We start from the raw sequence: 25,544 nt of genomic DNA, 5'->3' as shown, positions 1-25,544 counted from the left end.
TGTCCGGCACCCAACGAGGCTGGTCGACACGCCGCTCTTCCGACACGTCTAGTGAGACTCCGACACTTTCGTGAGACTCTCCGACAGCCTTCGTGAGACTCCGACACTTTTCGTGAGATCGGACACGACAGAAGGGCGATTCTCAGAATCCGTAATCGAACCGTTGCATTCGTTACCTCGCCGTTATACACTCATCGCACGGTGAATGTTTGCTGTGGCATCCACCGCATGTGATTGCAGGACTCTCTTTGGTGCAAGGGACAAGGGCCGGCCGGAAGCCTCTCCGACCGGCCCTTACTGCTGCCTGCCCGACGTCGGCGGCCGACACTACGCTGAGATCATGACCGACCGTGAGCTCGCCCTGCAGGCGTGGGAGAGCCTGTTCCGTGCGCAGCATCAGCTGCTCGCCGAGATGGCCGTCGACTTCGAGGGCTCCGACCTCGCTCAGGGCGAGTACGACGTGCTGCTCACCGTGGTGCGCTCGCCCGAGATGACCTCCCGGCTGCGCGACATCACCTCCAAGTCGCTCATCAGCCAGCCGAGCGTCTCGCGCCTCATCGACCGCATGGTGGCCCGCGGGCTGGTCACGAAGGCGATCGATCCCGACGACGGTCGCGGGGCGGTGATCACCGCGACGGATGCCGGGGCCAGGGCTTTCCGACAGCTGGCGACCGTGCACGGGCGCACGATCGCCGAGAAGATGTCGCCCCTCGACGATGCGGAGCTCGCGGCGCTGCTGCAGCTGACGCGGAAGCTCCGCCGCGTGCAGTGACCGGGACTCTGGCAGGGTGGACCTGAAACCTACGAGGGGGAAAGGAAGGTCACCATGGAGATCGCCGGAGCAATCGGCATCCTGGTCATCATCGGAATCGCGGTCGTCGCCGCGATCGTCATCGCACTGATCCTGCTGCTGTTCGCGCGCAGCTGGATCAAGGTCGCTCGCGCCGACGAGGCGCTCGTCATCTCGGGCCGCAAGCAGAAGGTGCAGCGCACGGTCGTCGCAGCCGACGGCTCGACCCGCGGCGAGACCGAGGAGTCGCCGGTGACGGTCATCGTCAACGGCAAGTCGCTGGTCAACCCGATCACGCAGCGTCACGAGATCATCTCGCTGCGCTCGCGTCAGGTGTCGCTGAACGCCGAGGCGCAGTCGCTCGACAGCGTGACGCTCAACGTCGACGGCGTCGCGATCGTCAAGATCGGCTCCGACCCCCTGTACGTGCGCCGCGCCGCCGAGCGCTTCGCATCTCAGGACAAGGCGATCGAGCAGTTCACCACCGAGCAGCTCGAAGGCGCACTGCGCGGCATCGTCGCCACGCTGTCGGTGGTCGAGCTCATGCGCGAGCGCAAGAAGTTCTCAGACCAGATCGCCGCAGACGTCTCGCAGGAGCTTGCCGAGCAGGGCCTGATCCTCGACTCGTTCCAGATCAAGGGCATCACCGACAAGGTGGGCTACATCCAGTCGCTGGGTGCGCCCGAGATCCAGGCCAAGCGCCAGGCGGCCGAGATCTCGCAGACCAACGCCGACCGTGCGATCAACCAGAAGAACATCGCCAACCAGGAAGCGAACCTGATCGAGCAGACGGCGCTCGACACGAACACGGCCAACGCCAATGCCGGCATCGGCCGGGCCCGCGCCGAGGCCGAGCAGGCCGAGCAGCTCGCCCGCGCGCAGGCCGAGCAGGCCGTTCTGCAGCAGCAGGCCGAGAACAAGCAGGCCCAGCTCGACGCCGACGTCAAGCGCGTCGCCGACGCCCAGCGCTACGAAGCCGAGACCCGCGCCCAGGCAGACCTGTTCACCCGCGAGAAGGCGGCAGAGGCAGCGGCTATCGAGCAGGTCAAGCAGGCCGAGGCCCGCACCCGCATCGCCGAGCAGCAGGCTCAGGCCGACAAGGCCCGCGCCGCCGGTGAGGCGGCCGCCGCCGAGGCCAAGGCCACCGGTGACGCCAATGCCCTTCGCGCCCAGGCAGAGGCAGAGGCAGAGGCCCGCCGTCTGCGCGCGAACGCCGAGGCAGAGGCCATCCGCGCCGAAGGTGAGGCGCGCGCCGCCGCCGTCGAGGCGGAGGCCAAGGCCATCGCCTCGAACCAGGAGGCGTTCCTCTCGCAGCGCGTGCTCGAGGTGCTGCCCTCGATCATGGCCGAGTTCGCCAAGGGCTACTCCGCGATCGGCAACGTCTCGATCATCGGCGGCGCCGGCGACGACGGCGCGTCCAGCGTCGTCGGCGGCGACAGCGCCAAGGCGATGCGCTCGGTGTTCGACAGCGTGAGCGCGGCCACCGGGCTCGACCTCGCCGCGATCATCCAGGGCCAGGCCGTCGGCCGCGGCTTCGGCGCCGGGGTGGCCCAGGCGACGGATGCCCAGCCCGCGGCATCCGCATCAACCGCAGCGCCCACGACGACCGTGGTCGAGCGCACCGGCGATGACGCGACGGAGCCGTTCACCGGCGCCTGAGCATCCGGCATCCAGCATCCGGCATGCCGAAGAGCCGCCTCGCTCCCACGAGGCGGCTCTTCGCATTCCGCGCCTCGACCGCAGCCCGGTCGCCGTATGGATCTCGCCTAGCACCCGTTCACAACGGACCCCGCACCTCATCTCCCCGCCACCCGGCAGACTGGTCGTGTGACCTCCCGCGCGTTCGACCTCGCCCGCATCGGCGCCGGGCTGTCGTTCGCCGAGGCGCTCCCCGAGGTCGGGAGCGCGCTCGACGCGGGCACGGCAGTCGTCATCAGCGCCCCTCCCGGCACGGGCAAGACCACCCACGTGCCTCCGCTGCTCGCCGAACGCGCCCGAGGTCGCGTCATCGTCACGCAGCCTCGCCGGGTCGCCGCACGCGCCGCCGCCCGCCGCCTCGCCGAGCTCGACGACTCGCCGCTCGGCGATCGAGTCGGTTTCACCGTGCGGGGCGAGCGCAGAGTGAGTCCCCAGACGCGCGTCGAGTTCGTCACAGCGGGAGTGCTGCTGCGCCGGATGCTCGATGACCCCGGCCTCGACGGCATCGATGCCGTGATCATCGACGAGGTGCATGAGCGTGCGCTCGAGACCGACCTGCTTCTCGGGCTGCTCGGCGAGGTGCGCGAGCTGCGCGACGACCTCGTGCTGGCCGCGATGTCGGCGACCCTCGACGCCGAGCGCATCGCATCGGTCATCGGAATCGACGGCGCCCCGGCTCCCGTCGTCGAGCACTCCGTGCCCGCGCACCCTCTGATCGAGCGATGGGCCCCGAGCCCCGCGCCCCGACTCGACGAACGGGGGGTCACGCGGGGGTTCCTCGACCATGTGGCCGCCACGGCGGCATCCGCTGCCCGCGAGCTCGTCATCGACGACCCCGGCGCCGACGCTCTCGTCTTCGCACCCGGCGCTCGGGAGGTCGCCGAGATCGCGCGCCGCATCGCCGCCGCAGCACCGACGTTCGATGTGCGAGAACTGCACGGGCAGCTGCCTGCGGCCGCCCAGGATGCCGTGATCCGCGGTCGCGACGCCGGCGACGCACCTCGGATCATCGTCACCACCTCGCTCGCGGAGTCGTCGCTGACGGTGCCGGGAGTGCGGCTCGTGGTCGACAGCTGCCTGGCCAGGCAGCCGCAGCGTGACGCGACGCGCGGCATGACGGGGCTGGTCACGACCGCGGCATCGCGGTCGTCGTGCGTGCAGCGCGCCGGGCGAGCGACACGACAGGGCCCCGGCACCGTGGTGCGCTGCATCGACGAGCGCGGGTACGCCGCCGCGCCCGCGCGGCCGGCACCCGAGATCGACACGGCCGACCTCGCCGACGCCGCCCTGCTGCTGGCCTGCTGGGGTGCGCCGGGCGGCTCAGGTCTGCGCCTCATCGATCCGCTGCCCGCCGACAGCCTGCGCGACGCGATCTCGGTGCTGCACGGCCTCGGTGCGATCGACGACGTCGGTCGCGCGACCGACGAGGGCCGCACCCTCGCGCGCATCCCGACCGACCCCCGACTCGCGCGCGCTCTCCGCGATGGCGCGGCCATCGTCGGTGCCCGCGCAGCCGCCGAGGTCGTCGCGCTGGTCGGAGGCGACATCCGCATACGGGATTCCGACATCGCCGCGGCTGTGTCGTCGCTGCGGAGCGGACGGACGCCCGAGGCGCAGCGCTGGTCGCGAGAGGTCGACCGGCTGCTGCGTCTCATTCCCTCCACCCGCGCTGCGCGCGATGACGCCGACTGCGCGGGGCTCGTCGTCGCGCTCGCCTTCCCCGAGCGCATCGCCACGCGCGTGGAGCGCTCGGCCGGCGGTGCGACGTTCCTGCTCGCATCCGGCACTCGGGCCGGCATCAGCGGGCCGCTCGCAGATGCCGAATGGCTCGCGGTGGCCGACGTCGCCCGGGCATCCGGTCGCATCGCAGCCGGCTCCGGAGCGGTGATCCGCGCCGCAGCGGTGATCACCGAGAGGCAGGTCGAGCGCGCCGCCGGTCATCTCATCACCGATCGAGTCGAGGCCGAGCTGGCCGACGGCCGGATCACCGCCCGCCGAGAGCGGCGCATCGGCGCCATCGTTCGCTCGTCCATGCCGGTGCGTGCATCGGCGACGGAGGCGCAGGGTGCCGTGCGGCGTGCCGTGCGCGCCCGCGGGCTCGGTGTGTTCACCTGGTCGGATTCCGCCGACGAGCTGCGCAGAAGACTCGGTCTGCTGCACCGCGAGCTCGGCGCCCCGTGGCCCGACGTCACCGATGACGCCCTGCTGAGCAGACTCGACGAATGGCTCGAACCCGAGCTCACAGCGCTCGCCGATGGGGCCTCGGCGCACCGCATCGATCTGACCGCTCCCCTGCGGCGTCTGCTCCCCTGGCCTGCGGCGGCCGAGCTCGACTCACTCGTCCCTGAGCGGCTCGAGGTGCCCAGCGGTTCGCGCATCCGGATCGCCTATCCCCCGCTCGACGAACCCGAGGCCGCCCCGGTGGTCGCCGTCAAGCTGCAGGAGTGCTTCGGCTGGGCCGAGACACCCCGCCTCGCCGGCGGACGCGTCCCCGTGCTGTTCCACCTGCTCTCTCCCGCCGGGCGCCCGCTCGCCGTCACGGGAGACCTCGCGTCGTTCTGGTCGGGGCCCTACGCGCAGGTGCGAGCGGAGATGCGCGGGCGCTATCCGAAGCACCCCTGGCCCGAGGATCCCTGGGCCGCCGCCCCCACACGCCACACCACCCGTCGCGCCGAGCGCCGATGACGGGTCTCCTCTACTCCGAGCTCGGGGTGCCGAGGACGGATCCGAAGTATCGGAGGTTCCCCTGCACGCTGAGGTCGCCGTAGACGGCGGAGCCCTGGGTGCCGTACGAGACCCGATCACGGAGCGCGCGCGACCCGGCGGGCTCCCCCAGCACGGTCACGGTGCCACCGTGGGTGCGCTGCACCCCGACGATGGAGCGCATCAGCGTGGTCTTGCCGCACCCCGAGGGCCCGAGAAGGCCGATGACCTCGCCGCGCGGGATGCGCAGCGAGAGGCCGTCGAGCACCTCGTGATGCCCGCGCCGCACGCGCAGCCCGTCGATGACGACGGCATCCGCCGAGTCGATCATGCGTCGATTGTCCGCCTGCGGACGCGTCCTCGGGCGGATGATCCGTCAGCACTCGATGACGTTCACCGCGAGGCCGCCCTCGCTGGTCTCCTTGTACTTCGTCGACATGTCGAGCCCGGTCTGGCGCATCGTCTCGACGACGGCGTCGAGCGAGACGTAGTGGTGACCGTCGCCGCGCAGCGCCAGGCGTGCAGCCGTGACCGCGGTCGACGCGGCGATCGCGTTGCGCTCGATGCACGGGATCTGCACGAGACCGCCGATCGGGTCGCAGGTGAGACCGAGGTGGTGCTCCATCGCGATCTCGGCGGCGTTCTCGATCTGCCGCACGGTGCCGCCCATCACGGCGGTGAGTCCGCCGGCGGCCATCGCGCAGGCCGAGCCGACCTCGGCCTGGCAGCCGCCCTCGGCACCCGAGATCGACGCATTCGCCTTGAACAGCGACCCGAGCGCGGTCGCGGTCAGCAGGAACCGGCGGATGCCACGGCGTCGGTTCGCCTCGGCGACGGCGGCCTCGTCGAGCTGCTCGCCGGCTGCCGGCAGGGCAGCCTGATCGTTGCGGAAGCCGAGCAGTGCGCTGCCGACCAGCTCGCCGTGCGGGGTGACGGCGTTGCCGACGCCGAGACCGGAGTCGGCGAGGAAGCGCCACCAGTGCATCGCGACGGCGGGAAGGATGCCTGCAGCGCCGTTCGTCGGAGCGGTGACCACTCGCCCGCCGGCCGCGTTCTCCTCGTTGACGGCGAGGGCGAAGGCGCCGAGCCACTCACCAGGCAGCGCCGGGTGTCCGTCGGCCTCGGAGGCCTCCAGCTGCTGCCGGATGTCGCCCGCGCGACGCTTGACCTTCAGGATGCCGGGCAGCGTGCCCTCGGAGTGCAGCCCGGCGTCGACGCACGAGGCCATGGCATCCCAGATCGCATCCAGACCGGCGGCGACCTCCTCCTCGGTGCGCACCGCCATCTCGTTCGCACGGGCGATCTCGGCGATCGACATGCCGGTCTCGTCGCACAGGGCGAGCAGTTCCTCGGCGGTGTCGTACGGGTACGGCTGCGGGGCCGCAGCGACGCGCGCCTCCTCGCCGTCGCGGCGGATGAAGCCTCCGCCGACGGAGTAGTACGTCTGCTCGAGCACCGGCGCGCCATCGGCGTCGAGCGCGTGCAGGGTCATCGCGTTGGGGTGGCCGGGCAGCCGGGTGCGGGGGACGAAGGCGATGTCGTCCTTCGCGAAGGGGATGCTGTGCTCCCCCGCGAGCAGCAGATCGCGCCCCTCGGGCCACGAGCTCCACAACTCGCGCACGTCCGCGGGATCGCAGGTCTCGGGGTGCAGTCCCTGCAGGCCGGCGACGACCGCATCCGGAGTGCCGTGACCCAGCCCTGTCGCTCCCAGCGAGCCGAACAGCTCGCAGCGCACCCGGGCGACGCGGTCGAGGATCCCCTGGGCACGCAGGCGATCGGCGAAGTCGACGCCGGCGCGCATCGGCCCGACGGTATGCGAGCTCGAGGGTCCCACACCGATGGAGAACAGGTCGAAAGCCGAGACGTACGCAGTCACCCCTCCAGCCTACGGCTGCCGCGGCTTGTCGGGGCCGCGGCGACCGGACGGCAGGTCGGTGTCAGCTCTCGGAAGGCGTCCGTGGCAGGCGGGCGCGAACGGTCGCGATGGCATCGTCGACGGCGAGTCCCCGGCCCGCGGCCAGCCCGATGAGGAATGTCGTCACGGGGCCAGCGGGTCGCGTGATCCCGTGAGCCGTCTCGCGGGTGACGTCCAGGAGCAGGCCGATCGGCACCTCCTCCGGATCGATGCCGAGGGCGGCAGCCACGGAGTGCACCCACCCCTCGAGGTCGGCAGGGGTGTCATCCACGATCTCCTCCTCCTGGGTGTCTGGGCGCATCTCGATATTCGTCGATCGCCTCCCAGGTGTCGAGATCGAGTGCAGCCGCGCCCACGTCGACCGCGCTCAGCCGGAGCGCGTGCATGATCACCTTCATCGGCACACCGGCGCCATCTCCCCACTCGGCGCGGACACGACGGAGCGCGTCCAGGCGATGGCGGCCGGCGCGCCACTGCTCTCGGCCGTCCCCATCCGTCGCGACCAGCCCGTCGTCCTCCTCGGGGATCGGCACGGCGTCGAGCAGCCCTGCGAGGCGCACCGCTTCGGGCAGATCCGCGGCCAGCAGCAGCACCTCGGCGTCGCTTGGAAGGTCGTCGAGAACGGCGAGCGCGGCCATCAAAGCCGCTGCCGGGCCGCCGAACCGCGGTTCCTCTCTCGTCCAGACGATGCGGTCGTCGGTGATGTCGAAGGGCCCGCCGACCACCACGATCTTCTCTCTGCTCGCTGCGGCCTCCAGCGCGCACGACAGCAGCGTCCGCCCTCTCACCAGGATCAGGGGCTTGTCTGCCCCTCCGAGACGGCGCCCCCGTCCACCGGCGAGGATCACCGCGACGCGTCGCGCGGGACCTGGGGTCTTCATGCCCCAACGCTAGCGCTCGCGACTCTGCGGAGGAGTTCTCCGAGAGAGTCCGCCCCCGGAGTACGCTCGGACCCGTGGGACGCATCACGACACGTCGCCCGGTGCTGAAGATCGCGTTGGACGGCGACACCAGACGGATGCCGGACACTCTCGCCGTCGAGGAACCGCTGGAGATCCGGGTGCTCGGAGTGCCGCTTGCCGTCACGATGCGCACCCCTGGCCACGATGTCGAGCTCGCCGCGGGCTTCCTCGTGTCGGAGGGCGTCATCTCCTCGGGTTCCGACTTCCGAACCGCGATCCACTGCGGCGGGCCCGGAACCGGCGGAGCGGAGAACACCTACAACGTGCTCGACGTCGCGCTCGCGCCCGGTGTCCGCCCGCCCTCCCCCGACCTCGCGCGCTCGTTCTACACGACCAGTTCGTGCGGCGTCTGCGGCAAGGCGAGCATCGACGCCGTCGAGACGGTGTCGCGTCACGACACGACCATCGACGAGACGCCCGTGGATGCCGGGCTGCTGGCCACCTTCCCCGAACGCCTGCGCGAAGGGCAGGATGCCTTCGACAAGACGGGTGGGCTGCATGCGGCGGCGCTCTTCGACGCGGCCACAGGCGAGCTGCTCGTCCTCCGCGAGGACGTCGGCCGACACAACGCCGTCGACAAGGTCGTCGGATGGGCCGTGCTCGCCGACCGGCTGCCGCTGCGCGGCATCGTGCTGCAGGTGTCAGGACGCGCGAGCTTCGAGCTCGTTCAGAAGGCGGCGATGGCCGGCATCCCTATGCTGGCCGCGGTCTCGGCGCCCTCGTCGCTCGCTGTGGACCTGGCGGACCGCTCGGGCGTGACGCTCGTCGGGTTCCTGCGGGGGCGGTCGATGAATGTGTACACGCACGCCGAGCGGGTGCGTGCTGAGGTGAGGAGCCGGCATGCGTGACCAGCCGCCGCAGGGCGCATCGTTCTTCACGGGACTCCTGCCCGCTCGTCCGCGACAAGGCGGATACGGACCGGTGACCGTCAAGCCGTGGTCGCAGCAGGACTACCACCACCCGGCCGCCGGGTGGGGCGCCGCGATGTCGGTCGGCGCGGTGCTCCTCCGCGAGCGCGAACCCGTCTCCGGCGCGCTCGCGATGCTGCGGATGAACCACCCGATCAAGGGGTACGACTGCCCGGGTTGCGTGGCCCGACGACCAGAACGGACTCATGCTCGACATCTGCGAGAACGGCATGAAGCACGTCACCTGGGAGATGACGCACAAGCGAGTCGGCAGCGGGTTCTTCTCGACGCACACGGTGAGCGAGCTCGCCGAGTGGACGGACTACGAGCTCGAGAACGCCGGCCGGCTCACCGAGCCGATGGTCTACGACCCCGAGACCGACCGGTACGCGCCGATCAGCTGGGATGACGCCTTCGCGCTCATCGGGGACGAGCTGCGCTCGCTGGCGAGCCCCGATGAGGCCACCTTCTACACGTCAGGGCGCCTGAGCAACGAGTCGTCCTTCCTCTACCAGCTGATGATCCGGGAGTACGGCACGAACAACATGCCGGACTGCTCGAACATGTGCCACGAGGCCTCCGGTCGAGCGCTCACCGCCTCACTCGGCACCGGCAAGGGCACGACGACCGTGCAGGACTGGGAGGAGACGGACGCGCTCTTCCTTCTCGGGGTGAACGCCGCGTCGAACGCGCCCCGGATGCTGACCGCGCTGTCGGATGCCGTGAAGAACGGCGCGCAGGTCGTTCACGTGAACCCGCTGATCGAGGCGGCGTCCACGCGCACCATCGTGCCCCACGACTTCGTCGACATGGCCCTCTTCAAGACGCACGCCACGGGCACGCTGAACCTGCAGGTGCGTCCAGGGGGCGACATGGCGCTGATGCGGGGCATCGCGAAGGTCGTGTTCGAGGCGGCGGAGAGCGACCCGTCGGTGCTCGCGACCGAGTTCCTCGAGGAGTACACCCAGGGCATGGCGGAGTACCGCGCACTCGTCGAGGCGACGTCGTGGGATGAACTGGTCGTGCAGTCCGGCCTCACCGAGCAGCAGATCCGGGCCGCAGGCGCCATCTACCTCGAAGCGGACAGGACCATCATCAGCTGGTGTCTCGGCATCAGCCAGCAGGAGCATGCGGTCGACATGGTCCGCGAGTTCACCAACGTCCTTCTGCTGCGAGGCAACATCGGGCGCCCCGGGGCCGGCCCCGCGCCGGTGCGCGGACACAGCAACGTGCAGGGCAACCGCACCTGCGGCATCAATCACCATGCGCCGCCCGCTCTGCTCGATCGGCTCGATGCGGTGTGCGGCATCACCTCTCCGCGTGAACCGGGGCTCGACACCGTAGGCAGCATCGAGGCCATGCATGAGGGGCGCGTGAAGGTCTTCGTCAGCCTCGGCGGCAACTTCGTGCTCGCCGCTCCCGACACCCCGTACACGGCAGAGGCGCTGCGCTCGTGCCGCCTCACCGTGCAGGTGAGCACCAAGCTCAACCGAAGCCACCTCGTGCACGGCCAGAAGGCGCTGATCCTGCCGTGTCTCGGCCGCACGGAGGAGGATATCCAGGCGACGGGCCCGCAGGGACAGACCGTCGAGGATGCGATGAGCATGGTTCATGTGTCGTACGGGAAGAAGCGTCCGGCATCCGAGCACCTCCTGTCCGAACCCGACATCATCGCGCGGATGGCGCGCGCGACCATGCCGGAGAGCCGGACGCCGTGGGAGCAGTACGTCGACGACTACGACCGCATCCGCGACGTCATGGCGAAGGTCCTCCCTGGATTCGATGGGTTCAACGCCCTGATCAGAAACCCGACGGGCTTCCGCATTCCGCAGCCTGCCCGCGAGCGCGACTTCCTCACGCCGTCGGGTCGTGCCGAGTTCTCCGCGGCTCCCCTGCACGATGTGCGCCCCGCCGCCGACGACATGCTCGTGCTGCAGACGATGCGCTCGCACGATCAGTGGAACACCACGATCTACACCAGCAACGACCGCTACCGCGGAGTGAAGAACCTTCGCGAGCTGATCTTCATGCACGCCGACGACATGCGCGAGCGCGACATCGCCCAGGGCGCCCTCGTGGACATCGTCTCGACATCGAAGGACGGCTCGCTGCGCGAACTGCGCGACTATCGAGCGATCGCCTACGACCTCCCGAAGGGCAGCGCCGCGGGGTACATGCCCGAGATGAATGTGCTGCTCGGCAGCGCCGACTACAGCTCGCAGAGCGATCAGCCGCTGATGAAGAGCATCCACGTGCGGGTCAGTCCGGCGTCCCGACGCACCGCGTGACGCGAGGTGTCTCACCTCTCCGCAGGGCTGCGGCCGAACCTGCGGGAAAGGCGAAACCCCCGCCGCTTCCGCGACGGGGGTTTCACTACTGTCTCAACACAGTGCGCGCCCCGAGGGACTCGAACCCCCAACCTTCTGATCCGTAGTCAGATGCTCTATCCATTGAGCTAGGGGCGCACGGCCCGCTCAGCGGGCCGAAGAACAGCCTACAACACGATCCGCCGAGAAGCGAAATCGGGCCGGAGCGCGCTCACGCCCGGCGTGTCCAGGGGGTGCGCCTGCCATCGCGGTCCGCGCGCGCGGCCTCCTTCTCGGCCGTTCGCTCGGCCGCCTTCTCGCGCTTTCGGCGGGCGCGCTGCTCAGAAGACAGTGCCTGCAGATCCACGAGCTTGAGCGCCTGCATCCGCGCCTCCCGCATCTGCTCGTACTCGGGATCCTGGTCGGCACGCATCCCCTCGACCCGCAGCCGGCGATCGAGGTTGCCCCGCACATCGGCCCAGGCCGCCGCCCTCGACTCCTCCACGAGCGCGCGCAGGGCCTCCGGGTCGTCGGTCATCTCACGCAGATGGTTGGCCACGCCGATCGACTGCTTCGCACGGCGACGCAGGTTGCGCACGTCGCGATCACGGTAGTCGTGAGTGCCGTGCGGGTCGGAGTGACGACCGCGGGCGCGCCTGCGCAGCGCGGCGAGGTGCTCGGCCGCCTGTTCGGACTCATCCGCCATCGCGCGCAGCGCGAGGCGGGCCTCATCCATGTAGTGGTCGATCTCGAAGGTGCCGCCCTGTGCGATCGTGCCGACGAGGATCTGGTTCTTCACGGTCAGCCGAACGGCCGCCGTGGCGATCGCGACACCCTCGGCGATGGCATCCGCTGTTCGTCCCACGAGTACCTCCCGCATCGAGCGTACCTGCACCCCACCGACACCGCCGGGGCGGATTCAGTCCGCCGTCACCGACAAGCCGAACATCCGCCTGTGCGCGGCCTCGCGCCCCTCCGCCAGGTGCTCGGGGATCAGCCGTCGCACCAGCTCCACATCGCGAGCGAGGATGGCGTCCAGGATGGTGCGATGCGTCGCCGCCATCCCCGCGACGTCGTCGTGCTGCCCGAACAGCCACCGCAGACGCGTCACCAGCGACGCGGCGAGCTCGATGAGCATCGTGTTCTGAGACAGCCGGACGGCGGCCATGTGGAAGGCGGCGGACGCCTGGCGGGCGGAATCGCGGTCGCCCATCGCGGCTGCCGCCGTCTCCTGCGTCACGATCGACTCGAGCAGGGCGATGCCCACCTCGTCGATGCGCTCGGTCGCCAGCGCGAACGCGAGGGTCTCGATCGCCTCGCGAACCTCGGCGAAGTCCTGCAGGTCCTGCGGCGAGAACTCCCGCACCGTCGCCCAGCTGCGCGGCCGCGCCACGACGATCCCGTCCGCCACGAGGGCCTTGATGGCCTCGCGAACGGGCAGTCGCGAGACCCGCAGCTCGGCGGCGATGTCGCGCTCGATCAGCCGCGAACCCGGCGCTCGACGTCCGGACATGATGTCGTCGCGCAGTGCGTCGGCGACGCGCTCGGACTCGAGGCCCGCAATCCGATCCATCGACATGAACGGATTCAACCACCCCGGGGGCCGAAGGACCAGAGTTCCGGTGTATCGGGCAGGACGCCGGGCCTACAGCTCGACGGGCGGAGCCGGCTCGTCCTCGGCGACCTCGGGGTGACGCGCGAGGTTCACGATGGCGAGGGCGAGGCCTCCCCACACGGTGACCATCGCGACGATCATCATGATGATGGCGGTCGTGGTCATGAGCGTGCTCCCTTCGCAGTCTCACCCGGCAGTGCGATGCTGCCGGTCTCGGCATCCGGTTCGTAGTTCTCCTCGACGAGGAACTCGTCGTAATCGGGATCCCGCTTGGCGTGCGAGCGACTGCTCCACGGCAGCAGCGTCAGCAGGACCGCCAGCACGACGAGGGCGATCACCATCCCCCAGCCGAAGATGGCGAGGAACCAGTCCGGGTAGTCGCCGTACGGCGCCTCGGCCTTCGCGACGATCTCGTTGTAGAGCAGGTAGCCGAGCACGACCGGTGCGAGAGCGCCGACCAGCAGCATCCAGATCCACCCGAGCCTGAAGCTGGAGCGCTTGTTGAGGTGGTCGCGCAGCACCGGCAGCTTGTGCAGGATCCACGCGACGAACACCACGGCGACAAGGGCCACCGCCATGATGCCGAAGGCATTGACGAATGCGTCGGTCGTGTCGAGCACCGCGAGAGCGGTCGTGGTCGAGAAGAACGCGACCGAGATCAACGCCACGGGGATCGAGACGACCAGAGTCGTGCGCACACGCCCCCAGCCCAGCTTGTCCTGCAGGGCGGCGACGACGACCTCGAGCACCGAGACGAGGGAGGTCACTCCGGCGAACACCAGCGCTCCGAAGAACAGCACGCCGATGATCGGACCGCCGGCCGCATTCGACACGATCGTCGGGAAGGCGATGAATGCCAGTCCGATGCCCGACGAGGCGACGCCCGAGACCTCGACGCCCTGCGCCGCGGCCATGAAGCCGAGCGCGGCGAACACGCCGATGCCGGCGAGGATCTCGAAGCTCGAGTTCGCGAAGGCGACGACCATGCCCGACCCGGTCAGATCCGTCTTCCGCTTCAGGTACGACGAGTAGGTCACCATGATGCCGAAGGCGACGGAGAGCGAGAAGAAGATGTGGCCGTAGGCGGATGCCCAGACGCCAGGGTCGGCGAGCGCCTCCCAGTTCGGGGTGAAGAACGCCGTCAGGCCGTCCATCGCGCCGGGCAGGAACAGCGACTGCACCACGAGGGTGGCGAACATGAGGGTGAGCAGCGGCATCAGGATCATGTTCGCTGCGCCGATCCCCCGCTTGACGCCCAGCGCCATGATGATGATGACCACCAGCCAGACGCCGATCAGCGGGACTCCGACCTGCGGCACGAACTCGGTCGAGAGTCCGGTGCTGACATCCCCCATCTGCAGGAAGTCGGAGAAGAAGTAGTCCTGCTCGTTTCCCTTGCCCCAGGTGATCTGCGCCGAGAACCAGGTGTACATCGCAGCCCACGCGATGATCACCGCGTAGTAGGTGGCGATCACGACGCAGATGAGCACCTGCCACCATCCGAGGGGCTCGGCCGCCCGACTCATGCGGCGGAACGCGAGAGGTGCCGAACCGCGGAAGCGGTGCCCGATCGCGTAGTCGAAGAAGAGGAGCGGGATGCCTGCGGTCAGCAGAGCGCAGAGGTACGGGATCAGGAACGCCCCGCCGCCGCCCTCGTACGCCACGTACGGGAAGCGCCAGATGTTGCCCAGCCCGACGGCAGATCCGATCGCCGACAGGATGAAGACGTTGCGGGAGCCGAAGGCCTCGCGCTTGCTGGTCTGCGTCGTTGCGTTCGCCATGTGGATGAGGGTACCCGAGGCGCGACACGACGCCTGCGGGCTCGCCGGTCGGGTACTCGCCGGGTCTGACCTCAGGAGTCACTCTCGGGATCGTCGACGCCGGGTCCGGGGCCAGGCCGGACCGCCGCGGTGTCGGCGATGTCGATCCGCACGTTGCCGTCGTGTTCCGACACCTCGATGCGCGGCGCCGCGTCGGCCTCGGTCGAATGCTCTGCGCGGAGGAACTGGTCGCGGAGCTTCTGCTTCTGGGTCATGCCGTCTGGGTCGTGAGTGCTGTCGGCCATGACGACAGAATGCCCGGATGCTGAGGTCACGGGCGAGGGCCTGGCCCTGCGGGCACCCGAGTGATAAGCGTTCAGAGGCGTCGTGCCCGAGAGCGGCGGCGATTGCGTCGAAGCGAGCCTCGGGTGAGCGGCTCAGCCGGGGACGACACCCGCCTGTGGCGGCGGCGGGACAGCATCGGGATGTCTCCCCACGCGGCCGCCTGGTAGAGCACGTACCCTACCCAGCCGATGAGAAGCAGTCCCATCGTCCAGGGCCCGGCGCCGGTCAGCCCGGAGGCATGGACGACGTTGTTCGATTCATCACTGATGATCGCGTTGGGCTGATAGCTCGCGCGCGTGATGTCTGCACCGTCGGTCCAGCCGTCGAGGTAGATGTCACCCTTGATGATGCCGCCATCGTCGCTGACCCACGTCCCGACCGGACGACAGCCACCGCGAGGTCGCGGCTCGCAGTCCGTCTGGGTGAAGGTGCCCCAGATCCGCGGCTGCCTGAGATCGATGACGGCAACGACGAGAAGGGCCGCGATGCCGACAGTGAGAGCGAGTGCGATCAAGTAGAACACGATCCGTCCGAGCCGGCGCAGGCGCTCTTCCCATCGACGCTGCCGCGCCATGCGTCGGTCGTACGCCGACTGCGGATCGGGCGCACCCATCTCGGTCACGGACACCAATCTAGGCCGCGCGCTCGAGCCGACGACTCCGCGAAGAATCCGACCATCGAGAGTTCGTCCCGTCGCGCTCCGTGCAGCTAGTCCGCCTCCGACGAGGGCCTGCGACGCCCTTCAACCGCGGAGAGCGTCGCGGCCAGCGCCTGGGTGACGGCATCGGGCCGGCGTTGCGCGACGCCGATGAAGAGCACGTCGACGATCATCAGCTGCGCCATTCGGCTCGACATCGCGCCGTAGCGGAAACGGGTCTCCCGCGATGCCGTCACCAGGACAGCATCGGCGAGGCGCGAGAGGGGCGACCCGGGGAAGTTCGTGACAGCCACCGTGTACGCTCCGGCCTTTCGCGCGATCTCGAGCGCGGTGAGCGCCTCCTCGGTTTCGCCGGAGTGGGAGAAGGCGATCGCGACAGACCCCGGTCGCAGCACCGCTGCGCTTGTCATCCCCAGGTGCGCGTCGCTCCACGCGCTCGTGTAGTAGCCGATCCTACGGAGCTTGTAGGCGAGATCCAGCGCAGCGAGGCCGCTCGACGAGGAACCGTAGACGTCGATGAATGGCGCGTCGATGATCGCATCGACCACTCGATCCACTTCATCCAGATCGAGCATCTCTGCCGTCTCCTGCACAGCGCGGGCTTCCTGGTAGGCGAGCTTGCGGACCACCTCACTCGTGGCGTCGGCGGGGTCGATGTCACCCTCGGAGACACCGAACTGACGCATGCGGCCGTTCTCATCGGCGACGGCGCCTGCGAGCGCGAGGCAGAAGCTCTTGTACTTCTCGAAGCCGATGCTCCGGCAGAAGCGTGCGACCGTCGCCGTCGACGTGTCGCAATGCGCGGCGAGCTCCGTGATGCGCAGCGAGGAGACTGCTGCGGGATCCGCCAGTGTCGCCTCGGCGATCCGACGCTCACTCGGGCGCAGGCTCGGAAGCGCCTGGCGCAGCCTCGCCAACATGTCTTCGGCCATCGGATTCCTCACGTTCCTGGTGGGCGGCGCCGCGGTCCTCTGCTCTCCTTCGAGCAGAGAGGAAGCAGAGCACATCCTGTCCGCCGGCGGTAGCCCTCGTCAATGCGATGCCCGTCCGGACCGGCCACAGACATCGTCGACCGGCGGTGGAAAAATTATTGACATGCTGAAGCGCGCGTATGTAGATTTTTATCACGCTCGTTTCGGTAGCGCCACTGCGTCGCCGAGCATCGGAGAGAACCCGATTGTTCAAGGGAGAACTGAGATGAAGGTCGCACCCTCCACACACAGAGCCGCAGCCGCCGGCGCGATGCTGATGACAGCGTCGCTGCTGCTCGCCGCGTGCGCCGGCGGCGGACCCGGCAAGCCGAACGAAGACGGCGGTGCCGCAGACCCAGACGCGGGGATGGTCTTCGGGATCACGGCCGACGTGGCGCAGACCCTGCCGTGGAAGACGACGTCCGAGCAGTCGTTCCAGGTGCTCTCGCAGATCTACAGTCCGTTGCTCAGCACCGACAAGGACAGCGTGATCATCGGCAATCTCGCCGATCTCCCGGAGATCTCGGACGACAACCTGACCTACACCTTCACATTGAAGGAGGGGCTGAAGTTCAGCGACGGCTCCGCTCTCGATTCAGAAGATGTGAAGTACACGTACGACCTCATCATGAATCCGGAATCGGCCGCGAGCTCCTCCTCGTTCTTCGCCTCTGTCGAGTCGATCGAGGCACCGTCGCCGACATCGGTCGTCATCACGCTGAAGCACCCGGATGCCTCATTCCTCTCCGGTATCAACGGGGTGAACACCGGCATCGTCCCGTCCGACGTCGACATCGAGACGCTGCAGACCACGCCCATCGGCTCCGGCCCCTACAAGTGGGCGAAGCGCGTCGCGAACGAATCGATCACCCTCGAGCGCAATGACGACTTCTTCCTCGGCACGCCGGGTGTCGCCGAGCTCGAGTTCCGCATCATCCCGGAGAGCCAGGCCATGGTCTCCGCTCTGAAGACCGAACAGGTCGACGTCGCGATCTTCGACAACCCGGTCACCGCGAAGACCGCGGCGTCGAACGCCACGAAGACGGAGGAGGTGGGCTCGCTGCAGTACCACGTGCTGCAGATGCGCGCCGCATCGCCGGTCCTCGCCGATGTGAACAAGCGTCTCGCGATCCAGTGCGCCATCTCGCGCCAGGAGGTGATCGACTCCGCCGCGCTCGGCGCCGGAGAGGTCACCGGGCCGATCACCGCGCCGGAGTTCCGCTCGGACGTCACCGCGCAGCCGTGCCCCGACCAGGACCTCGACAAGGCGAAGGAGTATCTGAAGAAGGCGGGCACCCCCGACGGCTTCGATCTCACCATCATCACCTCACAGGGTCTGTACTCCACGGCCGTCGACGAGGCCCAGACCGTGCAGGCTCAGCTCGCGCTGGTCGGCATCAAGGTGAAGGTCGAGACTCTCGACTCGAGCGCCTACGTGGACCGGTGGCTCGAAGGTGACTTCGACGCGGCGATCGCGGCGAACGGCGGCGGCACCGACCCGCACACCGGATACGCGCGCTACTTCACCTCGACGGGGAGCTTCAACAACGTCGCGGGGTACAGCTCGCCCGAACTCGACGCGCTGTTCGCGGAGGGAATCGCCACGACCGACAAGGTCGAGCGCAAGGCCGTCTACACGGAGCTCTCGGGATACCTCGTCGACAAGGCGGTGTGGGCGTGGCTCTTCACCCCGAAGAAGTTCATCGTGCTGAACACCGGAGTCAACGACTACGAGGCACGCATCGACGCCAGCCTCGCCGGTCTGTGGAAGGCGAACGTCTCGAAGTAGGCGACGTGTGGTGGGGGACGGAGTGTCCGTCCCCCACCACATTTCCTGTTCTCCCCACCCTGGGAAAGACTGACCGCTCGAGGACCGGACTCCCACATGACAGCACTGATGCACACCCTCCGTCATCCGGTCACCCGGCGCCTGGGCGAGGCGATCCTCACCCTGATCGGGGTGTCGATCCTGACGTTCATCATCCTGCGCGTCGTGCCAGGCGACCAGATCACCGCCGCATACGGCACAGAGGCAGGCGCGCTCTCCCCCGAGCAGATCGCCCAGCTCCGGGCGTACTACGGCATCGACGAGCCACTCGTCGTGCAGTACTTCACGTGGCTGGGCGGCGTGCTCACCGGAAACCTCGGCATCAACACCACCTCCCACCAGACGGTCGCGGCGATGACAGCCCAGGCCCTGCCGAACACGTTCGAGCTGGCCATCATCTCGATCATCATCGGCCTCGCGATCGGCATCCCGGGCGGGATGTACGCCGCGAACCGCCCCGGCGGGATCGCCGACAACCTCACGCAGGCGGGCAGCCTCCTGGCCCTCTCGATCCCCACCTTCCTGCTCGCCACCGTGCTGGGGAGCTGGGTGGCCGATGTGTGGGGCTGGTACCCGAACGGCGCCGGCTACGCCACGCTCTTCGAGGATCCGCTGCTGAACCTGCAGCAGATGCTCCTGCCCTCTCTGGTGCTCGGCATCAGCATCGCGTCGCCCGTGCTTCAGACCACCCGAACAGCGATCCTGGAGATCCGCTCAGAGGACTACATCCGCACTGCCCGAGCCAAAGGCGTGCCCGCTAGGCGGCTGCAGGTGCGGCATGTGCTGCGCAACGCGCTGATCCCCGTCGTGACGATGACCGGCCTGCAGTTCGGCTTCCTGCTGGGCGGCGCGCTCCTCGTCGAGCAGATCTTCGCCATCCCCGGCATCGGACGACAGACCCTGCTCGGCCTGAACCAGAAGGAGTACGCCGTGGTGCAGAGCACGGTCCTCATCATCGCGACGATGTTCGTGCTGGTTAATCTGCTCACTGATCTGCTCTATCGCGTCGTCGACCCGAAGGTGCGTGTTCAATGAGCGCCGCAGCGGGAATGGACCTCGTGCCCGAGGTCGCGATCGATGCGGGTCGTCGCTCGCGTGTGTGGCGCACCGCGTTCCGATCGGTCTCGGGCATCGTCGCGATCGTCCTGATGGCCATCGTCGTCGTCCTCTCCCTGCTCTCGGCGATCGGACTGCTCCCGCACGACCCGGCAGCGCAGAACATCTCCCAGGCGCTGATGCCGCCGAGCTCCGAGCACTGGTTCGGCACGGATCAGTTCGGCCGCGACACCTTCTCACGCATCTGCGCCGGTCTCGCGAGCTCTCTCGTCATCGCGATCGTCTCAGTCGCGTTCGCCTTCGTGGCGGGGACCTTCCTCGGGGTGATCGCAGGCTTCTATCTCGGCCTGGTCGACCGCGCCGTCGGCATCGTGAACAACGTGCTCTTCGCGTTCCCGTCCCTGCTGCTGGCCCTGGCGCTCGCGGCGAGCCTGGAGCGGAGCTGGCTCACCGTCGCCATCGCCATCGCCATCGTGTACATGCCGATCTTCGCCCGCGTCGCACGGGGGCCCGTCCTGAGCCTGCGGAGTGCCGAGTACGTCGTCGCGTCGACCGCGATCGGACGCAGCCGGCTCTCGACGCTCATGGAGCACGTGATCCCGAACATGCGCGGTGTCCTCGTGGTGCAGGTGACCCTGTCGCTGTCGTGGGCGATCCTCACTGAGGCGTCGCTGAGCTTCCTCGGATTCGGCACCCCGCCGCCGGCGGCCTCGTTGGGCGGGATGGTCTACGAAGCGCAGACGCTGTCGAGCATCGCGCCGTGGATGCTGCTCTTTCCCGGTGCGGCGCTCATATGCGCCGTCATCGGCCTGAACCTGATGGGCGACAGTCTGCGCACGGCCCTCGACCCGAAGACCGGAGGCCGCTGATGACCGGACACGCCACGGGCGGGCAGGAACGACGCACGTCGATCGGGCTCACCGACGAGCAGACCGCACTGGATGCCGAACTCGAGGGCCTCGCCACCGAGCGAGTGCTCGACGATGAGCTGATGCTCGACGCGCTCAGCGCGTCGGAGCTGGTCGCGATGATGAACGACAGGGATGCGCGGATCGCCGAGAGCGTGCGCGAGGCCGCGCCGGTCATCTCGGCCGCGATCGAGGCGACGTCCACGCGGATGCGCGCCGGAGGCCGGCTCATCTATGTCGGAGCGGGGACGAGCGGACGCCTCGGCGTCCTGGACGCCTCTGAGGTGCCGCCCACGTTCGGCACCAGCGGGGATGTCGTGATCGGCCTGATCGCAGGAGGACCGAACGCGCTCGTCAGCTCGATCGAAGCGGCGGAGGACAGCGAGGAGAGCGGCGCTGCGGATCTTGCGCAGTTCGCCCCCGGGCCGCTCGACACGGTCGTCGGCATCGCCTCGAGTGGTCGGACTCCGTATGTGGTGGGGGCGCTGCGCCACGCGACGGCGCACGGGGCGCTGACCGTGGGGCTGGTGTGCAACACGGAGGCGCCGATTTCGAGCATGGTCGACTTCGGGATCGAGCTGGACGTCGGCCCCGAGATCGTGACGGGCTCGACCCGTCTCGGCGCGGGGACGGCGACCAAGATGGTGCTGAACATGTTCTCGACGATCACCATGATCGGCCTCGGCAAGACCTACAAGACGCTCATGGTCGATGTGAAGGCCTCGAACGCGAAGCTCGTCCATCGTGCCGTCCGCATCGTCATGCTCGCCACCGGAGCGGACAACGCGGTCGCTCGCACGGCCCTCGAGGTCGCCGACTGGAATGCGAAGCTCGCGATCGCCACCATCGCGACCGGACTGGGCGTCGACGCCGCGCGCCGTGAGCTCGAAGCCTCAGGTGGCATGCTGCGCAAGGTGATCACGGACGCGACCGCATCCGCCCTCTCAGGAAAGGAACGCCGCTAGATGCGCGTACTCGGAATGATCTCAGGCACATCCCACGACGGCATCGACGTCGCGATCGTGAACTTCACCCCGGGAGACGAGCCGGCCCCGGGTGCCGTGCGTGCGCAGATCGAGCACAGCGCCTCGACGCCATACCCGGCCGCGCTGCGCGAGCGTCTCATCGCCGCGCTGCCTCCCTCCCGAGTCGGCCTCGACACGGTCTGCGAGTTGGACACCGAGATCGGGCAGGAGTTCGCCCGTGCCGCCGTCGCAGCCATCACCGCACACGGAGACGCAGGGTACGACCCGGTCGACCTCATCTGCTCCCACGGGCAGACGGTGTTCCACTGGGTCGAGGGCGGGGCGGCCCGGGGCACCCTGCAGATCGGGCAGCCTGCGTGGATCGCCGAGGCGAGCGGGGTGCCGGTGCTCTCGGACATCCGCTCAGCCGACCTCGCCGCCGGCGGACAGGGAGCACCGCTGGTGCCGCTCCTCGATCGCATCCTGCTGCGTCCGTTCGTGGATTCAGGGCTGCGTGCGGCCGCCCTGAATCTCGGGGGCATCTCGAACGCGACGGTGATCTCCGAGGGCGAGGATCCGGTCGCCTGGGACATCGGCCCCGCGAACGCGCTCATCGACGCCGTGGTCACGGACTCGGCGGAGACCACGGATACCTTCGACGTCGACGGAGCCCTGGCCTCGGCCGGCACCGTCGACGACGAACTGCTGGCGAGCCTGCTCGCCGAGCCCTACTATGCGCTGCCGGCGCCGAAGAGCTCGGGCAAGGAGCTGTTCCACCTCTCCTATGTACGTGAGCATCTCGCCCGTCGTGGAACGGACGACTCCGGGCGAGCCGAGCCACGGCTCGTCGACCTCGTCGCCACGCTCACGGAGCTGACGGCGCGCACGGTCTCCGATGCGATCCGGGCCGCCGACGTGGACGTGCTCGTCTCCTCCGGTGGAGGTGTGAGGAACCCTGTGCTGATGCGTCGGATCGCCGAACTGCTGCCGGGTGTCCGGATGAACACCACGGGCGATCTCGGAGTCGACTCGGACATCAAGGAAGCGGTCGCCTTCGCTCTCATCGGCTGGGCCACGGCTCACGGGCTGCCCGGCAACGTGCCGAGCTGCACGGGGGCCGCCGGCGAGCGCGTGCTCGGCCGGATCGAGCCGGGCCCCAGCGGGACCATCCCGCGGGGAGAGGGGCTCACGAGCATGCCCGACCTGAGTTTCGAGACGATCGACAGGAGAACAGCATGACGGTTCAGAGCGCTGCGGATCGTCTCCTCGAGCTCGGCGACGCCGGAACGCATCCGGCGAGCGCCATCGTGGGCATCCGCACGGGCCGGGGCACCGAGGTGGCGACGGCCGGCCGCGCCGCGCTCCAGGGATCCGGCACCGTCGAGGTGCCCCTGTCACGCGAACACCTCATCGATGTCGCCTCGATCACCAAGGTCGCCTCGACGACGACGATCATCATGCGTCTCGTCGACGACGGCGCCCTTCGTCTCTCCGACCGCGTCGGCGCCTTCCTGCCGGGGTTCGCCGGCGGGGAGAAGGACCGCGTCACGCTCGCGGATCTCCTCACCCACACCGCTGGACTCCCTCCGTGGTGGCCGCTCTACATGGAGACCCGCGATCGCGACGGCGCCATCGCGCACGTGCAGGAGCTCCCGCTCGCCACATCGCCCGGCACCGCCCGCAGCTATTCCGATCTCGGCCTCATCCTCGCCGGTGCGGTCATCGAGCGGGTGACGGGTTCGCCGCTGCAGGATGCCTATCGCACGCTCGTCGCCGATCCGCTCGGCCTCCGCAGCCGCTACGGTCCGGTCCCACCCGAGTCGGCGGCAGCCGCAGCCGACAGCGACGCCTACGAGTACGTGATGATCCGCTCCGGCCGCCCCTACCCCGTGCCGTTCGCGGCCGAGAGCTTCGACGGCTGGCGGGACCACCCTGTCCGCGGTGAGGTGAATGACGGAAACGCCGCCCACGCCCTGGGCGGAGTGTCCGGGCATGCGGGTCTGTTCTCCACCATCGACGACCTGATCACGCTGGGGTCGGCACTGCGGGGCGGCGAGTTCGTATCGGAAGCGGTGCTGCGCGAGTTCAGCGCGCCGAGCACGATCGAACCGAGCCAGGCCATCGGCTTCCGCCGGTACACCCTTCCCGTGGCCGGGCAGCAGATCACTCTGCTCGGTCACACCGGATTCACCGGAACCTGGTTCGCGTTCGGGCTCGATCGCGAGATCGTCGTCGCCGGTGCGGCGATGCGGTTGTACGGCACCGTCGGAGGACTCCCGGTCGCCGGCGATGACACCCCTGAGCTTCCCGTCGTCGTCGGGAACGATCCGATCTACGACGTGCTGTTCGACGCGGCCGTCGACGCGCTCGCCGAGGCGCCCAATCCTCCGGCGGGCGAGGCGGCGGAAAGGGGCACGACGAGATGAGCACTGCCGGCCTCGACTCGGCGCCCGCCTCGAACCCTGTACTGACCATCCGCGGCCTGACCGTCGCGTTCTCGACCTCGCGGGGCGAGATCGAGGCGATCCGCAACGTGGACCTCGACGTCGCCGCCGGGGAGACCGTCGCCGTGGTCGGCGAGTCCGGCTCAGGCAAGTCGACGCTCGCGGCCTGCGTCAACCGCCTCCTGGCCGACAACGGGAGGATCGTCGCGGGCTCCATCACCCTGAAAGAACTCGACATCACCGCGATGGGCGAGAAGGCGATGGCCGGCATCCGCGGGAACCGCATCGGTCTCGTGCCGCAGGACCCGATGACGAACCTGAATCCGGCGATGAAGATCGGCAAGCAGATCGTCGAGGCGCTGGAAGTGCATGGTCGCGCCAAGGGCGACGCGGCGAAGCAGGAGACGATCGCCCTCCTCGAGCACGCGGGCATCTCCGATGCGACCAGCCGATTCGGCCAGTACCCCCACGAGTTCTCCGGTGGCATGCGCCAGCGCGTCCTCATCGCGACGGCGCTCGCATGCCGCCCTGAGCTGCTGCTCGCCGATGAGCCGACGTCTGCCCTCGACGTCACCGTACAGCGGCTCGTGCTCGACCAGATGGGCGCACTCGCGACCGAGATGGGTACCGCGGTGCTGTTGATCACGCATGATCTCGCGCTCGCGGCAGAGCGTGCCGATCGGGTCGCGGTCATGTTCCGCGGGGAGATCGTGGAGACAGGACTCGCCTCCGAGCTCGTCGCCAACCCGCAGCACGAGTACACCAAGCGACTGCTCGCCGCCGCCCCCGGCATGGCGAGCGCGAAGGTCGCGCCTGTGCTCCAGGAGAGCGACGACGGTGCGGGCGGAGGAGCGGAAGGTGCGAGCGAACCACTGATCCAGGTGACCGACGCGGTCAAGAAGTACCGGATCCGCGGGAGGTCCGAGCCGTTCCTCGCGCTCGACGGTGTGAGCCTGACCGTCCCGAAAGGTCAGACGGTCGCGATCGTCGGCGAATCCGGCTCAGGCAAGTCGACGACGGCGCGCCTCGCGCTGAAGCTCGAAGACGCGGACAGCGGATCCGTCCGCTTCCGCGGCGAGGAGATCTCGACGTTCTCGCGCAGGCGCCTGCTCGAGTTCCGGCGGTCCGTGCAGCCGGTGTTCCAGAATCCGTACGCCTCGCTCGATCCGCGGTACACGATCGAGCAGGTGATCGACGAACCGCTGCGCGTCCACCGGATCGGCAATGCGGCGAGTCGGAAGAAGGCCGTCGTCGAGCTGCTGGATCAGGTCGCGCTCCCGCGCTCGTATGTCGACCGCTTCCCCCACGAGCTCTCCGGCGGGCAGCGGCAGCGCATCGCGATCGCCCGTGCCCTTGCTCTCGACCCTGAGCTCGTCGTCATGGACGAGGCCGTGAGCGCGCTGGATGTGCTGGTCCAGGAGCAGATCCTCGACCTCATGGTGTCGCTGCAGCGCGAGCGCGGGCTCTCCTATCTGTTCATCAGCCACGACCTCGCGGTCGTCCGGCTGGTCTCGCACTACGTCTACGTCATGCAGGCGGGGAAGGTCGTCGAGAGCGGCGAACCGGATGCGATCTTCGACGCACCGCAGGAGACATACACGCGTCAGCTCATCGCGGCGATCCCCGGATACTCGCTCGCGGGCCGCTAGGACGGCATCGGCATGACAGGATCGAAGAAGAACAGGCTCCTCATCAAGGGAGATCGGCTCTCC

At 68.9% G+C, this 25,544-nt stretch carries 23 protein-coding genes and 1 tRNA gene; 12 read left to right on the top strand and 12 right to left on the bottom strand.

Annotation, left to right across the window (positions count from 1 at the left end):
- Positions 1-340 precede the first annotated feature (340 nt).
- From FVO59_RS08215 to hrpB, 3 genes are all read left to right on the top strand, one after another.
- Positions 341-772, top strand: coding sequence for a MarR family winged helix-turn-helix transcriptional regulator (locus FVO59_RS08215; protein WP_182252214.1), 432 nt, complete (start codon positions 341-343; stop codon positions 770-772).
- 54 nt (positions 773-826) lie between these two features.
- Positions 827-2,449, top strand: a complete 1,623-nt coding sequence (locus FVO59_RS08210) for a flotillin domain-containing protein (protein ID WP_182252213.1) — start codon at positions 827-829, stop codon at positions 2,447-2,449.
- A gap of 168 nt (positions 2,450-2,617) precedes the next feature.
- On the top strand, positions 2,618-5,173 hold the full coding sequence (hrpB, locus tag FVO59_RS08205) for an ATP-dependent helicase HrpB (protein ID WP_182252212.1): 2,556 nt from the start codon (positions 2,618-2,620) through the stop codon (positions 5,171-5,173).
- Positions 5,174-5,183: 10 nt separating this feature from the next.
- On the opposite strand, the gene FVO59_RS08200 is transcribed toward hrpB, so the two are convergent.
- From FVO59_RS08200 to FVO59_RS08185, 4 genes are all read right to left on the bottom strand, one after another.
- The gene (locus tag FVO59_RS08200; RefSeq protein ID WP_182252211.1) at positions 5,184-5,522 is read right to left on the bottom strand and encodes an ATP-binding cassette domain-containing protein; all 339 of its coding nucleotides are present in this window, start codon (positions 5,520-5,522) and stop codon (positions 5,184-5,186) included.
- Between the two features lie 45 nt (positions 5,523-5,567).
- Entirely contained in the window at positions 5,568-7,067 is a 1,500-nt protein-coding gene (locus tag FVO59_RS08195; RefSeq protein WP_182252210.1) for an L-serine ammonia-lyase, iron-sulfur-dependent, subunit alpha, read from the bottom strand.
- Positions 7,068-7,128: 61 nt separating this feature from the next.
- A complete protein-coding gene (locus FVO59_RS08190; protein ID WP_182252209.1) occupies positions 7,129-7,377 on the bottom strand; it encodes a DUF6457 domain-containing protein in 249 nt (82 codons plus the stop codon).
- Complete coding sequence (locus tag FVO59_RS08185; RefSeq protein WP_182252208.1) at positions 7,370-7,987, bottom strand: NTP transferase domain-containing protein; 618 nt, start codon at positions 7,985-7,987, stop codon at positions 7,370-7,372. Before FVO59_RS08185 ends, FVO59_RS08190 begins: the two co-directional genes overlap by 8 nt.
- A 74-nt stretch (positions 7,988-8,061) precedes the next feature.
- On the opposite strand from FVO59_RS08185, the gene fdhD reads away from it, so the two are divergent.
- Together fdhD and FVO59_RS08175 are read left to right on the top strand one after the other, a co-directional pair.
- Positions 8,062-8,916: a formate dehydrogenase accessory sulfurtransferase FdhD gene (gene fdhD / locus FVO59_RS08180; protein WP_182252207.1), complete on the top strand. Its 855-nt coding sequence runs from the start codon at positions 8,062-8,064 to the stop codon at positions 8,914-8,916.
- Between the two features lie 266 nt (positions 8,917-9,182).
- Positions 9,183-11,264 carry an FdhF/YdeP family oxidoreductase gene (locus FVO59_RS08175; RefSeq protein WP_259363095.1) on the top strand — a complete coding sequence of 694 codons (2,082 nt, stop codon included), beginning with the start codon at positions 9,183-9,185 and terminating at the stop codon, positions 11,262-11,264.
- Positions 11,265-11,368: 104 nt separating this feature from the next.
- On the opposite strand, the gene FVO59_RS08170 is transcribed toward FVO59_RS08175, so the two are convergent.
- From FVO59_RS08170 to FVO59_RS08135, 8 genes are all read right to left on the bottom strand, one after another.
- A tRNA-Arg gene (locus tag FVO59_RS08170) sits at positions 11,369-11,441 on the bottom strand.
- Positions 11,442-11,514: 73 nt separating this feature from the next.
- Entirely contained in the window at positions 11,515-12,147 is a 633-nt protein-coding gene (locus tag FVO59_RS08165) for an asparagine synthase (protein WP_259363094.1), read from the bottom strand.
- 54 nt (positions 12,148-12,201) lie between these two features.
- Positions 12,202-12,861 carry a GntR family transcriptional regulator gene (locus FVO59_RS08160; RefSeq protein WP_259363093.1) on the bottom strand — a complete coding sequence of 220 codons (660 nt, stop codon included), beginning with the start codon at positions 12,859-12,861 and terminating at the stop codon, positions 12,202-12,204.
- Between the two features lie 66 nt (positions 12,862-12,927).
- The gene (locus tag FVO59_RS08155) at positions 12,928-13,062 is read right to left on the bottom strand and encodes a methionine/alanine import family NSS transporter small subunit (RefSeq protein WP_182252206.1); all 135 of its coding nucleotides are present in this window, start codon (positions 13,060-13,062) and stop codon (positions 12,928-12,930) included.
- Positions 13,059-14,678, bottom strand: a complete 1,620-nt coding sequence (locus FVO59_RS08150) for a sodium-dependent transporter (RefSeq protein WP_182252205.1) — start codon at positions 14,676-14,678, stop codon at positions 13,059-13,061. Before FVO59_RS08150 ends, FVO59_RS08155 begins: the two co-directional genes overlap by 4 nt.
- A gap of 71 nt (positions 14,679-14,749) precedes the next feature.
- Positions 14,750-14,962, bottom strand: a complete 213-nt coding sequence (locus FVO59_RS08145) for a multidrug transporter (protein ID WP_259363092.1) — start codon at positions 14,960-14,962, stop codon at positions 14,750-14,752.
- Positions 14,963-15,033: 71 nt separating this feature from the next.
- Positions 15,034-15,624, bottom strand: a complete 591-nt coding sequence (locus tag FVO59_RS08140) for a hypothetical protein (protein WP_182252204.1) — start codon at positions 15,622-15,624, stop codon at positions 15,034-15,036.
- Positions 15,625-15,710: 86 nt separating this feature from the next.
- Positions 15,711-16,592 carry a MurR/RpiR family transcriptional regulator gene (locus FVO59_RS08135; protein WP_182252203.1) on the bottom strand — a complete coding sequence of 294 codons (882 nt, stop codon included), beginning with the start codon at positions 16,590-16,592 and terminating at the stop codon, positions 15,711-15,713.
- 265 nt (positions 16,593-16,857) lie between these two features.
- Here FVO59_RS08135 and FVO59_RS08130 point away from each other — a divergent pair, with 265 nt between their 5' ends.
- The 7 genes from FVO59_RS08130 (at position 16,858) to FVO59_RS08100 (ending at position 25,481) form a co-directional block, all read left to right on the top strand.
- Positions 16,858-18,420 carry an ABC transporter substrate-binding protein gene (locus FVO59_RS08130; RefSeq protein WP_182252202.1) on the top strand — a complete coding sequence of 521 codons (1,563 nt, stop codon included), beginning with the start codon at positions 16,858-16,860 and terminating at the stop codon, positions 18,418-18,420.
- A gap of 96 nt (positions 18,421-18,516) precedes the next feature.
- Positions 18,517-19,494, top strand: coding sequence for an ABC transporter permease (locus FVO59_RS08125; protein ID WP_182252201.1), 978 nt, complete (start codon positions 18,517-18,519; stop codon positions 19,492-19,494).
- A complete protein-coding gene (locus FVO59_RS08120; protein ID WP_259363091.1) occupies positions 19,491-20,384 on the top strand; it encodes an ABC transporter permease in 894 nt (297 codons plus the stop codon). The genes FVO59_RS08125 and FVO59_RS08120 overlap by 4 nt, the downstream gene beginning before the upstream one ends.
- The gene (gene murQ, locus FVO59_RS08115) at positions 20,384-21,388 is read left to right on the top strand and encodes an N-acetylmuramic acid 6-phosphate etherase (RefSeq protein WP_182252200.1); all 1,005 of its coding nucleotides are present in this window, start codon (positions 20,384-20,386) and stop codon (positions 21,386-21,388) included. Before FVO59_RS08120 ends, murQ begins: the two co-directional genes overlap by 1 nt.
- Complete coding sequence (locus FVO59_RS08110) at positions 21,389-22,627, top strand: anhydro-N-acetylmuramic acid kinase (RefSeq protein ID WP_259363090.1); 1,239 nt, start codon at positions 21,389-21,391, stop codon at positions 22,625-22,627.
- Positions 22,624-23,814, top strand: coding sequence for a serine hydrolase domain-containing protein (locus FVO59_RS08105; RefSeq protein ID WP_182252198.1), 1,191 nt, complete (start codon positions 22,624-22,626; stop codon positions 23,812-23,814). The genes FVO59_RS08110 and FVO59_RS08105 overlap by 4 nt, the downstream gene beginning before the upstream one ends.
- Positions 23,811-25,481 (top strand): dipeptide ABC transporter ATP-binding protein, encoded by a 1,671-nt coding sequence (locus FVO59_RS08100; RefSeq protein WP_182252197.1) that lies wholly within the window; start codon positions 23,811-23,813, stop codon positions 25,479-25,481. Before FVO59_RS08105 ends, FVO59_RS08100 begins: the two co-directional genes overlap by 4 nt.
- Positions 25,482-25,544: the final 63 nt, after the last annotated feature.

Origin of the sequence: Microbacterium esteraromaticum, assembly GCF_014084045.1 — a bacterium.
GTDB classification, from domain to species: Bacteria; Actinomycetota; Actinomycetes; order Actinomycetales; family Microbacteriaceae; genus Microbacterium; species Microbacterium esteraromaticum_D.
Note: the sequence above shows the minus strand (reverse complement) of the source record. Positions and strands in the feature narration are given on the sequence as shown.

What these genes read in the sequence shown, in the direction of transcription:
- FVO59_RS08215 (WP_182252214.1), top strand. Translation starts at nt 341, where the DNA reads ATGACCGACCGTGAGCTCGCCCTGCAGGCGTGGGAGAGCCTGTTCCGT.
- FVO59_RS08210 (WP_182252213.1), top strand. Translation starts at nt 827, where the DNA reads ATGGAGATCGCCGGAGCAATCGGCATCCTGGTCATCATCGGAATCGCG.
- FVO59_RS08200 (WP_182252211.1), bottom strand. Translation starts at nt 5,522, where the DNA reads ATGATCGACTCGGCGGATGCCGTCGTCATCGACGGGCTGCGCGTGCGG.
- FVO59_RS08185 (WP_182252208.1), bottom strand. Translation starts at nt 7,987, where the DNA reads ATGAAGACCCCAGGTCCCGCGCGACGCGTCGCGGTGATCCTCGCCGGT.
- FVO59_RS08175 (WP_259363095.1), top strand. Translation starts at nt 9,183, where the DNA reads ATGCTCGACATCTGCGAGAACGGCATGAAGCACGTCACCTGGGAGATG.
- FVO59_RS08160 (WP_259363093.1), bottom strand. Translation starts at nt 12,861, where the DNA reads ATGTCGATGGATCGGATTGCGGGCCTCGAGTCCGAGCGCGTCGCCGAC.
- FVO59_RS08155 (WP_182252206.1), bottom strand. Translation starts at nt 13,062, where the DNA reads ATGACCACGACCGCCATCATCATGATGATCGTCGCGATGGTCACCGTG.
- FVO59_RS08150 (WP_182252205.1), bottom strand. Translation starts at nt 14,678, where the DNA reads ATGGCGAACGCAACGACGCAGACCAGCAAGCGCGAGGCCTTCGGCTCC.
- FVO59_RS08145 (WP_259363092.1), bottom strand. Translation starts at nt 14,962, where the DNA reads ATGGCCGACAGCACTCACGACCCAGACGGCATGACCCAGAAGCAGAAG.
- FVO59_RS08135 (WP_182252203.1), bottom strand. Translation starts at nt 16,592, where the DNA reads ATGGCCGAAGACATGTTGGCGAGGCTGCGCCAGGCGCTTCCGAGCCTG.
- FVO59_RS08130 (WP_182252202.1), top strand. Translation starts at nt 16,858, where the DNA reads ATGAAGGTCGCACCCTCCACACACAGAGCCGCAGCCGCCGGCGCGATG.
- FVO59_RS08125 (WP_182252201.1), top strand. Translation starts at nt 18,517, where the DNA reads ATGACAGCACTGATGCACACCCTCCGTCATCCGGTCACCCGGCGCCTG.
- FVO59_RS08120 (WP_259363091.1), top strand. Translation starts at nt 19,491, where the DNA reads ATGAGCGCCGCAGCGGGAATGGACCTCGTGCCCGAGGTCGCGATCGAT.
- murQ (WP_182252200.1), top strand. Translation starts at nt 20,384, where the DNA reads ATGACCGGACACGCCACGGGCGGGCAGGAACGACGCACGTCGATCGGG.
- FVO59_RS08110 (WP_259363090.1), top strand. Translation starts at nt 21,389, where the DNA reads ATGCGCGTACTCGGAATGATCTCAGGCACATCCCACGACGGCATCGAC.
- FVO59_RS08105 (WP_182252198.1), top strand. Translation starts at nt 22,624, where the DNA reads ATGACGGTTCAGAGCGCTGCGGATCGTCTCCTCGAGCTCGGCGACGCC.
- FVO59_RS08100 (WP_182252197.1), top strand. Translation starts at nt 23,811, where the DNA reads ATGAGCACTGCCGGCCTCGACTCGGCGCCCGCCTCGAACCCTGTACTG.